This window comes from Legionella gratiana, from assembly GCF_001467695.1.
GTDB lineage: Bacteria > Pseudomonadota > Gammaproteobacteria > Legionellales > Legionellaceae > Legionella > Legionella gratiana.
Window position 1 is genome coordinate 348,103 of sequence record NZ_LNYE01000029.1, and the last position, 12,198, is coordinate 360,300.

The window sequence follows — 12,198 nt, forward strand, 5'->3', positions numbered from 1 at the left end:
GAACTGGATCCTATATAAATGTTGCATATCCCCGCTTTTCGCCTGAATCTTCTACACATCTTGTCTATCGCAAATAAAACAGGATCCAATTATTTCTTTTGCAGAAGGAGACGGTATTGAGAGCATCGTCACCCTCTGCGCAAGCAGCTGTCTCTTGATGAGATAGGATCAAGAGAACTCACGTTAATTTATAACGACTCTATCCTTGCTTTGTGCTCTAGCAATTTTCCTTTTGTTTGTTGTGCTTGAGCCAATTTTTCTTGTTCTTTGGCAATGATTTCGGCAGGCGCTTTATCAGTGAATTTAGGATTATTCAACTTCCCTTCTGCAAGACTAATGTCTTTATCTAATTTAGCCAACTCTTTTGCGAGTCGGGTTAATTCAGCTTCTTTGTCAATTAAATCAGCCATAGGAATGAGTAATTCAATTTCATTCAACACAGCTGTAGCGGAGACAGGTGCTTTTTCATCCGTGTTAAGGCAATGGATGTGACTTAATTTGCTCAATGCTTTTAAAGTATCTTGGTATTTTTCTATTCGCTCTTTGAGTATTGGTGTAATGTTGCGAATATAAAGTGGAATAAGCTTCGCTGGGGAAATTGACATTTCACTGCGTATGGTGCGTACAGCTTGAATTGCTGCTTTCAGCCACTCTAATTCTTCTTCAATAGCAGGGGCTATAAACTCTTCATTGACTTGGGGATAGGCACTGACCATGATACTTGCGCCATTTTCACTGGTTAATTTTGTGGTACGTTGCCAAATTTCTTCAGTAATAAATGGCATTAAGGGATGCAACATTTTTAGAATTTGATCCAAGACATGAATGAGTGTCCTACGGGTGCCTCTTTTCAAGGCACTAAGTGCATGTTCATCTTGCAGTATAGGCTTAGATAATTCTAAGTACCAGTCGCAATATTCATGCCAGACAAATTCATAAATAGCGTTTGATAGCAAGTCAAATCGATAGGTTTCAAAATAATGATGAACTTTACTTATGGTGCGTTGTAAGCGAGATAAAATCCATTGATCAGCAGGGCTGTATTGAAATGCTCCATCTCCGAAGTCAATTTGTTCTTCATCTGTATTCAATAATACGTATCGTGCGGCATTCCATAATTTATTACAAAAGTTTCGGTATCCTTCAACACGTCCTATATCAAAACGTACATTACGTCCAGTTGACGCAAGCGAACAATAAGTAAAACGAAGTGCATCTGTGCCATAGGCGCGAATACCCTCTGGAAATTCTTTACGTGTGGCTTTAACAATTTTATCACGAACTGATTCAAGCATTAAATTAGACGTTCGTTTTGCAATTAACGATTCAAGATCGATACCATCGACGATGTCTAAAGGATCAAGTACGTTTCCTTTAGATTTGGACATTTTATGTCCTTCACTATCACGAATTAGACCGGTAATGAAAACCTCTTTAAACGGAATTTTGCCGGTGAATTTTAAGCCCATCATAATCATACGGGCTACCCAAAAAAAGATAATGTCAAAGCCAGTAACCAGAACAGAGGTTGGGTAAAACTGTTCTAATTCAGGAGTACGATCAGGCCAGCCCAGAGTTGAAAAAGGCCAGAGAGACGATGAAAACCAAGTGTCTAGGACATCTTCATCTTGCTTTAGCACAGTAGCGTCTTTAATTTTATATTTAAAGCGCACATCATTTTCACTGTAGCCTACATATACATTACCGTTACTGTCATACCAAGCGGGTATTCGATGCCCCCACCATAATTGGCGACTAATACACCAATCCTCAATATTATTCATCCATTGAAAATAAGTTTTTGTCCATGTTTCGGGTATAAAACGAATATCCCCATTTTCCACAGCAGCAATAGCTGGCTCAGCCAGGGGCTGCGTTTTAACATACCATTGATCGGTTAAAAGTGGTTCAATAATGACATGTGATTTTTCACCACGAGGCACTTTTAGTTTATGCGGTTCCGTTTTAACTAATAAACCTGTTGCCGTTAGATCTTTAATGATTTGTTCTCTAGCGACAAATCGATCCATACCTTGATATTTTATTGGGGCATTTTTATTAATAGAGCCTTTTTTAGTTAATATATTGATTAGGGGTAGTTGATGGCGCTTACCTATTTCATGATCATTAAAATCATGTGCGGGCGTAATTTTAACACAGCCACTACCAAATTCCTTATCAACGTACTCGTCGGCGATAATGGGAATCGTTCTGTCACAAAGTGGTAAATGCACTTGTTGTCCAATAAGATGTTTGAATCTTGGATCTTCGGGATGTACAGCAACAGCTGTATCGCCTAACATTGTTTCAGGTCTTGTAGTAGCGACAGTTAGAAACTCTGTTGAATTCACAATTGGATAACGAACATGCCAAAGAAACCCATCTTCTTCTTCAGATATGACCTCGAGATCAGATACAGCGGTTCCTAATTTAGGATCCCAATTTACCAATCGTGTGCCTCGATAAATTAACCCTTCATCATAAAGTTGTACAAATACCTTTTGTACAGCAGCAGACAATCCTTCATCCATGGTAAATCGTTCACGACTCCAGTCAACTGAAGCACCTAAGCGTCGCATTTGTTGGGTTATTGTATTGCCCGATTCATCTTTCCATTGCCATACACGTTGTAGAAACTGTTCGCGAGAGAGATCTTTTCGAGAAACGCCGGATGCCTCAAGTTGTCGTTCGACCACGAGTTGCGTTGAAATCCCTGCATGGTCAGTTCCAGGTTGCCACAATGTTTTATCACCTAACATTCGATGATAACGAGTTAATGCGTCCATAATTGTATGCTGAAAACCATGCCCCATATGCAAACTACCAGTGACATTCGGAGGAGGGAGCATGATACAAAATTTTTGGCCGTCACCATGAGGTTGAAAATAATGATGAGTTTCCCAATGGTTGTAGCGTGCTTTTTCAATTGCTTCTGGGGAATAGATTTTATCCATAATTAAACCTGTACTAATAAAACCAGAAATAGTATCACAAATTACATAGAGCACCACCCACTAAGTTTTATACTGTATTGCAAATTCACTCGGCTTCAGTTTATTTAATGATGTGGGTTAGGTAAGTGCACATCAGGAATTTTTGCTTCATCAAATTGCGGCTCAGATGTTTTTGAACGATGGTCCTCCGCTATATAAGTATATAATGTAGGGACTACAAATAAGGTAAATCCAGTTCCAATAAGCAATCCTGTCGCAATAACTAACCCAATGTCAAAGCGGCTTACGGCACCAGCACCACTGGCAATTAAAAGAGGTAATACACCAAATACCATTGCTGCGGTAGTCATCAGAATTGGTCTTAATCTAATTCCTGCAGCCTCTTCAACGGCAGCTCTCTTATCCAGATTTTTTTCTCGTTGTAAATGGTTGGCAAAGTCTACAATTAAAATTCCGTGCTTTGAGATTAAGCCAATAAGTGTGATTAAACCGACTTGTGTATAAATGTTAATGCTCGCTAACCCTAAATTTAAGGGTATCAAGGCACCGCAAATCGACATAGGCACGCTGATTAATACAATTAGCGGATCACGGAAACTTTCATATTGAGCAGAAAGTACTAAGAAGATGATGATAATTGCAAAAACAAAAGCAAAGAGCAAAGCAGTTCCTTCTTGCATAAACTGCCTTGATTCACCACCGTAATCATAAGAAAATCCTTTAGGTAATACTTCATCAGCTTCTTTTTGTAAAAATTGTAATCCTTCACCTAAAGTTTTGCCTGGCATCATTACTGCTTGAATGGTTGCAGAGTTCATTTGTTGGAAATGAGAAGCCGCATTAGGTACGGTTTTTTCTACCATGGTCACTACGGTTGAGAGCGGGACCATGGTGCCATTAATGGTTCTTACATAAATTTGTCCTAATTCTTCTGGACTCATACGAAAGGAGCGGCTTAACTGCGGTATAACTTGGTAACTGCGACCCTCAAGGTTAAAATAATTGACGTAGTTACCTGATAGAGCACTCGTTAAACTGCTACCAACCGCTTGCATGTCTAATCCCATTTCTGATGCTTTAGAACGATTAATGTCCATTACAATTTGAGGTTGATTGAATTTAAGTGAATTATCTACATAGATAAATAAGCCACTTTTTTTGGCCTTTTCAGTAAGCTTGTTCGATACATCAAGTAAACTCTGAAAATCATTTGTTGTTTTGATAACAAATTGTATGGGTGTCCCCCCCCCTCCACCAGGAAGAGGAGGAGGAACAATAGCAAAGGCATTTAATCCTGCAACGCTTGATAGCTTGTCTTGTAAAGGTTGCTTCAGGGCAAATTGGCTTTTTTGACGTTCATTCCAGGGTTTAAGTACCATACCTGATATAGGTTGATTATTATTTACTGTAAAATAATTTTCTGTTTCAGGAAAACTTTTATAAATTTCGTCAAAAGGTTTGGTAAATGCTTCAATATAATTAAGTGTTGCATATTGAGGGATCATGGCCATGACAAAAAAGAAGCCTTGATCCTCATCGGGCGCTGTTTCTGCTGCAGTATGAGTATAGAGGTAAGGAAGCATTAAGATCACGACTGCGGCAAAATAGAGCATAATCACACGAGTATCGAGTAAACTATGTAACGCTTTTTGATATTTTGATTTAAGTTTATTAAAAAAGTTATCAAGAAAATGTACAAACTTTCCGCTGCCAATGTCTTTGGATAAAACTTTAGAACACATCATTGGTGATAAAGTTAACGCAATGATACCAGAAATAATTACTGCACTTGCTAAGGTAAAAGCAAATTCTTTAAATAAGGCTCCAGTCAGGCCACCCATAAAACCAATAGGTGCATAAACTGCAGCTAGTGTAATCGTCATTGCAATAACAGGGGTAGCAATTTCTCGAGCACCAATCATTGCTGCATCAAAGGGTGTTTTCCCTTCTTCTATATGACGGTGCACGTTTTCAACCACTACAATTGCATCATCCACAACTAAGCCAATCGCTAAAACAAAGGCAAGTAAGGTTAATAAGTTAATACTGTATCCCAGCATAAGCATGAGCGTACACACACCTACTAATGATAAAGGAATAGTCACTATAGGAATAAAAACTGAGCGAATGGATCCCAAGAATAAAAAGATGACCACAATAACAATTAAGGCAGCTTCAATAATAGTATGCGTTACCTCGTCCAGAGATGCTCGGATAAACGCAGTTGCATCATAGACTATGGTGCCTGTTAAAGAAGGAGGGAATTCCTTGATGACTGAAGGCAACATTTTCCTTACAGCACTGATCACGGTGAGGGGGTTTGCTGTTGGAGTGGGGGTAATCGAGATAAATACTGCTTTTTTTCCATTAAAGGTTACTGATGAGTCATAACTTTGTGAACCTAACTCTATTTTTCCAATATCCTGTAAGCGCACTATAGAACCTTTATCACTTTTGACAATCAGGTTACTAAATTGAGTTGCATTATTTAGATCTGTTTTAGCAGTAATGCTGAGTGCTACATATTCCCCTTTGGTATTTCCAGCAGCGGTTAAAAAGTTGTTTTTGGCAAGTACAGTAGATACATCAGAAGGTGAAACACCCAATGCAGCCATTTTTTTGGGGTCAAGAAAAATGCGCATTGAATAAGTAGACCCTCCCAAAATATCAGCTTTGGCAACTCCATCTACTGTTTGTAGTTGTGGTTGTACCACTCGGGTTGCATAATCAGTGATTTGCTGCGGCGTCATTTCTGTACTATCCAAACTGATGTACATCAAGGCTGTAGATGCATCGGAAGTTTTTAAAATAACAGGTTGCTGAGATTCTTTGGGAAGCTGGTTGATTGTTTGTTGCACCTTACTCATTACATCGGTAAAGGCAATTTGGGGATCAAAATTTAATTTAATAGTTAATGTAATTGTACTTAAGCCTTGGGTGCTTGAAGAAGTCATATAATCAATACCTTCCGCACTGGCTACCGCTTTTTCTATAGGAGACGTAATAAAACCTGCGATGAGATCCGCATCTGCTCCAGGATAACCAGTCATAATGGTAATCACTGTATTATCCATACGCGGATATTGACGAATTTGCATATTATAGATAGCGTTAATACCAAAAAGAAAAATGAGCAAACTGATTACCATGGCAAGCACAGGCCGTTTGATAAAAAGATCGGTAAATTTCATAACATATCCTGATTAAAAAATTCTGTATTAGGCGATGTCCGCATAAAATTACTGTAACGTTTTGAAGCAAGAGATCCCCAGATTTAACTTTGTAGTTTTCAGGTTATAACCAACAAGCCTATTGCCCCAACATCTCTGGATTACTCACTTCTTCAAGCCTGACTTCATTATTGATTGTTACAGGAGTGCCATTTTGTAATTTTATTTCTCCGGCGCTTACCACTAATTGCCCTGCTTTAACCCCTTTTTTAATAACTGTATAATTACCTTGTTGCTCACCTACAGTTACGAACACACGTTTCACAGTTAGAAGATCGGAGCCATCTTTATTTTTCTTGCCGTCTGCATTCTTTTCGATAACATAAACTGCGTTGCCGTATAAGCTGTAAGAGATTGCAGTCGAGGGGACTATGACTGTGTTTGGTATCGATGGTTGGCTTATCTCAATCGAAGCAAACATTCCTGGAACGAATGTAAAACTATGGATTTTATTTTGAGTGTTTAGGTCAGAATTACAAGAAACAATCGATTTAGTTCCCAAATGTTCTTTTCGAATTTTTACTAGAGGCGATTTTTTAGGATCTTTAATGGCTGCCGTAGGGCAATTGGCAAGAGTCCCTTGTACAAGCACATTATGAGTGTTTGGATCCACTTTGGAGTTAATTGCGGTCACCTTCGCTTCAAAAAGAGCATTAGGAAATGCTTCTACAGAAAAGGTGATGATTTGATCGGGTCTTATTTTTTTATAAAGTTGTTCTGGAAGGTAAAATTGCAAATACAGCGGATCAAGTGATTGCAAGGAAACGATTGAAGTTTGTCCAGGACTGATAAATTGCCCTAAATTTATTTGACGTATACCTAATTTTCCTGCGAAAGGTGCCGTAATATGTTTTTGCTTTATTTGCGCTTCAGTTCGTTGTAATTTAGCTTGAGCTTGATCGCGATTTGCTCTGGCTTCATCCACGTTGGATATTGGGGATGCACCACGTTTATATAAATCGCTTTGGCGTTGATAATTTAAATTTCTAATAGCTAATTCTGCTTGATTAAACTTTAGTGTGGCTTGGTCAACACTGTCATCAATTGTTATTAATGGTGCATCTTTATCAACATATTGTCCTGACTCAAAATCAATTTTAATGACATTTCCAGAAGCTTGTGAGTTCACATCAACCCCATTAATTGCTACGAAATTACCTACTGCATTAATTGTTGGTTGCCAATCTACTGCTTTTGCAACAGCGGAAGCTACAGAAACGGCAGGTGGTTGGTAGTTTGCAAAAAAACGCTTAATCAGGAATGCTTTTATCAAGTTAAATGCAATGATCCCACCGAAAACAATCAGTAAGATTATTCCCATAATGGTCATTCGCTTTTTTATTAACTTCATTAATGCTCTCCCGAATTTTTAGAAAACGCAAATTTTCAAGTTTGCCAAATATAACACGAAAGATAAATTTTATTATCTTTAATTGTATTTAGGTGATTCAATTTTATCGATATTAGATTTATAAAAATATATTTCATGGTTACAAAAATATCCTATTGACTAAATTCAACACTTTGTTACTATGCGGCTTTCATCAATCAAAGGAGAAACCATGAAGTTGAAGTCCTTGTTATTTGCTATTTGTTTTGGATTGTTTGGCCATGCTGTTGCAGCAAATCAACATATGCATCCAAAAGCTAATGAAGTTGACAATAATAAGAATGCTGCTAGTAAGCCTTCTATGCTTCCAGGTTATTGTGAAATTGAAGTGATAAATGAGTCTTATACAGATGTGTATGTAGATGGTTTTTTCGATGATAACGCTTATTTAAAACCTTTTAGAGTGTTTAGTTTTGATGCGCCTCATTACATTAGCTTGTATTATTACGGTGCTTGTCATTATGGCATGCAGCTTAGAGTTGCAAGTGCAGGCTCACCTTATTTCATTTATGATCGATGGACTACAGTAGGCTCTACAGTTCATATCGTACCTTATTTAGCGAATGCTCTTAATAAGAGTGAAAATGATAAAAATGTTAAAGTAGAAGTAACCACAAAATAAATAATCATATATGATTATTTAGTAACAAATAGGGAAGTTGCATTATGATGCAACTTCCCTATTTTGTATGAGAGGAATGACTTATGAAACCTGTAATACCTTGTTTTTTACTATTCTCATTGTTGACTTCTTGTAAAATGACTCAGCCTGAATATTATGATGCAGGTTATTTTCATTCTGTTCCTCCTCGATCAGAAATATATGGCTTTGATGAACATCCACATGACTATCACCATCCTAATTATGATCATCAATCCGCTTTCAAAAAAGTAAATACTGATTCTAAAAGTACTAAAGTACAGAAACAACCACAATCTTCGTGAGTATAATTCGGTCTAATTTGTATCACAATTCGTATACCATTAAATTTTGTGGTACTCTAATGGGGTTTTTTCTTTAGGGGGTTGAGGATGCATCACTCACTGAAAATGATATTTGTTGTGCTTTTATCGATAATGGTTATAGCATGCGTCGCTTCTCCAGGCAGAGAAAGCACAGGAGAGTTTCTTGATAGTTCAACGACAACGACTAAGGTAAAAGCCACATTGGTTAATCAATTAGGAACGACTGGTTTAGCGGTACAAGTAAAAACCTTTAAAGATGAAGTGCAACTTAGTGGTTTTGTGGCTACAGAACGATTAAAACAACGTGCAGGAGCAATTGCTGCAAATGTAGATGGTGTTAGAAGAGTGCGTAATGACATCATTGTTCGACCTTAACTTTTTTCTTTAGGATGACTTATGTTTGATGACAGCTATACTCTAAAAAATTTTGATGATGAGATCTTGCAAGCGATTGTTAACGAACAACAACGACAAGAAGAGCATATTGAGCTTATTGCATCAGAAAATTATGTAAGTCCACGGGTTCTTCAGGCTCAAGGATCTGTATTAACCAATAAGTATGCTGAAGGCTATCCGGGCAAGCGCTATTATGGTGGATGTGAGTATGTTGATGTTGCTGAGCGATTAGCAATTGCGCGCGCAAAAAAACTTTTTGGTGCCGATTACGTTAACGTTCAACCTCATTCTGGTTCACAAGCCAATGCAGCGGTGATGATGGCCTTAATAGCTCCTGGTGATGTAGTTTTGGGAATGTCTTTACCTCACGGTGGACATTTAACTCACGGCTCCAAAGTGAATTTCTCAGGTAAGCTGTATGAAGCCATACCTTATGGTGTCGATGCTCAGACCGGTTTGATTGATTACGATGTCTTAGAAGCTTTAGCTTTAGAACATAAACCTAAATTAATCATTGCTGGATTTTCTGCTTATTCACGGGTTGTTGATTGGCAAAGATTTAGAACAATAGCCGATAAAGTAGGGGCCTATTTAATGGCAGATATGGCGCATGTTGCTGGTTTAATTGCGGTAGGTCTTTATCCTTCTCCTATACCTTATGCTGATGTCGTAACCACCACTACGCATAAAACATTAAGAGGACCAAGAGGGGGGATGATTTTATGTCGTGCGAATGAAGAAATTGAAAAAAAATTAAATTCTTCAGTATTTCCTGGGTCTCAAGGTGGGCCATTAATGCATGTAATTGCGGCTAAAGCAGTTTCTTTTGCGGAAGCTTTACTGCCCGAATTTAAAATCTATCAACAACAAATTTTATTAAATGCAAAAATAATGGCGTCGGTGTTAATGGATAGAGGCTATAAAATTGTTTCTGGCGGTACAGATAACCATTTACTATTAGTTGATTTAATTGATAAGAATATTACAGGTAAGGATGCTGATATTGCTTTAGATAAGGCAAATATTACCGTGAACAAAAATACTGTTCCTAATGATCCGCGTTCTCCGTTTGTCACCAGTGGCTTACGTTTAGGAACTCCTGCAGTCACAACACGAGGATTTAAGGAAAAAGAAATTACTCTTTTATCTAATTGGATAGCAGATATTCTTGATGATATTAATAATGAGACGACTATAGCAAAGGTTAAAGAACAGGTCTTGCTTTTATGTCGTGAGTTTCCGGTTTATAAATAATCATGTATTGTCCATTTTGTCATGCAGAAGAAACAAAAGTAGTTGATTCGCGTTTGGTCGCTGAAGGAACCCAAGTACGGCGAAGACGAGAATGTCTTGTATGCCATGAACGCTTTACTACTTTTGAAACAGCTGAGTTAATCATGCCCTTAATTGTAAAGCGTGATGGTAGACGTGAGCCGTTTAATATAGAAAATTTGCGTTCGGGTATGTTAAGGGCTTTGGAAAAAAGACCGGTGAGTGTTGATGCATTGGAGACTGCAATTATTTCAATAACTCAAGAAATTCGCCGCCGGGGGGAGCGAGAAATTGATTCTCAGATTGTTGGTGAGTTAGTAATGAAGGAATTGTTTAGTCTGGATCATGTGGCTTATGTGCGATTTGCCTCGGTCTATAAGCGCTTTAAAGATGTGAGTGATTTTAGGCTAACTATTGATCAGATGAATAAAGATTAAAAGTAACTACTCACTCTGTATCAAGATGTGTCAAATACGGTCCATTCACCAAGATTTTCTTTTAGAGAGTACTAATGTCTGTTTTATAATGAGTATATTGAGCAATTTATAGTTATTTATTTATGAAAGTTTATGAGGTTAAGGTGGAAAAGCAGTCAATAAGTGGTAAAAGAAAAGCCAGAAAATTAGCACTTCAGGCTCTTTATCAATGGTTAATGTCGGGAACAGAGGTGCATGAAATAGAAGCGCAATTTCGCGTTATTAATAAAATGGAAAAAGTAGATGTTGATTATTTTTGCCGTTTATTACATGGCGTCCCTGAGCAGGTTACTTCATTAGAGGCACGTATTACTCCTTTTCTTGATCGAGAAATCGCTGCACTTAACCCAATTGAACTTACTGTCTTACGTTTAGGTTCTTTTGAGTTACTCTATTGTCCTGAAATTCCTTATAAAGTTGTACTTGATGAATCCATCTCTTTGACTAAAGAGTTTGGCTCCCAAGATGGATATCGTTATGTCAATGGTGTATTAAATAACCTAGCGCGCCAAGTGCGCTCAATTGAAATCAGTCATAGCAATGAATGAGTTTTCACTCATTGCCCAGTTTTTTAAACCGCTTGATTTAAAAAGTGATGAAGTCTTATTAGGTATTGGTGATGATGCAGCTTGTTTACATCTCTCTGATGGAGTAGATTTGCTGATCAGTACTGATACTTTAGTTTCAGACGTACACTTTTTGCCTGAATGGAATGCCTATGATATTGCTTGCCGCTCTGTCATGGTCAATGTAAGTGATATGGCAGCTATGGCTGCAAAACCATGTTGGATCACGCTTGCTTTAACGTTGCCTGAATTAAATTCTAAATGGCTGACTGCGTTTGCTCACGGATTAAAGGATTCGCTAAATCAGTTGAATATGACGTTAATCGGTGGTGATACAACTAGAGGTCCTTTATCAATTACAATTACTATCTTGGGTACGGCACCTGAGGGACAAGCTATATCACGTAGTGGTGCGAAACCCGGAGACATTATTTTGGTTTCAGGAGAGCTAGGTGCTGCAGCATTAGCCATTAAATTGCTTGATACAAAGATTCCAAAGCATGAGAAAGAAGAGTTAATGCATAAACTACTACATCCTAAACCCCGTATTGATTTAATTGATTTTTTGCGACTTCATGCAACAGCAGCTATAGATATCTCTGATGGACTTAGTGCAGACTTAAATCATATTTGTGTTGCTAGTGGTGTAGGAGCTTGCCTAAATGAAGATGCAATTCCAACGCATTCGTTACTTAAGAAATATTTGCATGGTAAAGCAGTTGACTTAGCATTAACAGGCGGCGATGATTATGAGTTATGTTTTACGGTGCCTGAAGATCAATTTCCTTCATTGATGAGCGAATTGAAGAAAACGAATTTGCTTTGTTATCCTATAGGTGTGATAGAGGATGCACCAGGGATAAGGATAAAAAGTGTGGATAATCAGTGCCATGCATTAAAACCAATGGGGTACACGCATTTTTAAGTTTTTTGCGTTAGATAACGTTT

The 12,198-nt window shown here is 37.8% G+C and carries 10 protein-coding genes; 7 read left to right on the forward strand and 3 right to left on the reverse strand.

Features of this window, described 5'->3' with window-relative positions; all coding sequences use genetic code 11:
• Positions 1–188 precede the first annotated feature (188 nt).
• The 3 genes from Lgra_RS14525 to Lgra_RS14535 form a co-directional block, all read right to left on the reverse strand.
• Positions 189–2,954, reverse strand: a complete 2,766-nt coding sequence (locus tag Lgra_RS14525) for a valine--tRNA ligase (protein WP_058499980.1) — start codon at positions 2,952–2,954, stop codon at positions 189–191.
• A gap of 104 nt (positions 2,955–3,058) precedes the next feature.
• On the reverse strand, positions 3,059–6,145 hold the full coding sequence (locus Lgra_RS14530; protein WP_058499981.1) for an efflux RND transporter permease subunit: 3,087 nt from the start codon (positions 6,143–6,145) through the stop codon (positions 3,059–3,061).
• A 118-nt stretch (positions 6,146–6,263) separates the two neighbouring features.
• Entirely contained in the window at positions 6,264–7,526 is a 1,263-nt protein-coding gene (locus tag Lgra_RS14535; RefSeq protein WP_172468410.1) for an efflux RND transporter periplasmic adaptor subunit, read from the reverse strand.
• A 220-nt stretch (positions 7,527–7,746) separates the two neighbouring features.
• On the opposite strand from Lgra_RS14535, the gene Lgra_RS14540 reads away from it, so the two are divergent.
• The 7 genes from Lgra_RS14540 to thiL all read left to right on the forward strand — a co-directional run bounded on the left by Lgra_RS14540 (position 7,747) and on the right by thiL (position 12,175).
• Positions 7,747–8,196 carry a hypothetical protein gene (locus tag Lgra_RS14540; RefSeq protein WP_058499983.1) on the forward strand — a complete coding sequence of 150 codons (450 nt, stop codon included), beginning with the start codon at positions 7,747–7,749 and terminating at the stop codon, positions 8,194–8,196.
• Between the two features lie 83 nt (positions 8,197–8,279).
• Positions 8,280–8,519, forward strand: a complete 240-nt coding sequence (locus Lgra_RS14545) for a hypothetical protein (protein ID WP_058499984.1) — start codon at positions 8,280–8,282, stop codon at positions 8,517–8,519.
• 87 nt (positions 8,520–8,606) lie between these two features.
• A complete protein-coding gene (locus Lgra_RS14550) occupies positions 8,607–8,915 on the forward strand; it encodes a BON domain-containing protein (protein ID WP_058499985.1) in 309 nt (102 codons plus the stop codon).
• 21 nt (positions 8,916–8,936) lie between these two features.
• Positions 8,937–10,190 carry a serine hydroxymethyltransferase gene (gene glyA / locus Lgra_RS14555; RefSeq protein ID WP_058499986.1) on the forward strand — a complete coding sequence of 418 codons (1,254 nt, stop codon included), beginning with the start codon at positions 8,937–8,939 and terminating at the stop codon, positions 10,188–10,190.
• Between the two features lie 2 nt (positions 10,191–10,192).
• The gene (gene nrdR, locus Lgra_RS14560; protein ID WP_058499987.1) at positions 10,193–10,645 is read left to right on the forward strand and encodes a transcriptional regulator NrdR; all 453 of its coding nucleotides are present in this window, start codon (positions 10,193–10,195) and stop codon (positions 10,643–10,645) included.
• A 143-nt stretch (positions 10,646–10,788) separates the two neighbouring features.
• Complete coding sequence (nusB, locus tag Lgra_RS14565; RefSeq protein WP_058500337.1) at positions 10,789–11,232, forward strand: transcription antitermination factor NusB; 444 nt, start codon at positions 10,789–10,791, stop codon at positions 11,230–11,232.
• Positions 11,225–12,175 (forward strand): thiamine-phosphate kinase, encoded by a 951-nt coding sequence (gene thiL, locus Lgra_RS14570; protein WP_058499988.1) that lies wholly within the window; start codon positions 11,225–11,227, stop codon positions 12,173–12,175. The genes nusB and thiL overlap by 8 nt, the downstream gene beginning before the upstream one ends.
• Positions 12,176–12,198: the final 23 nt, after the last annotated feature.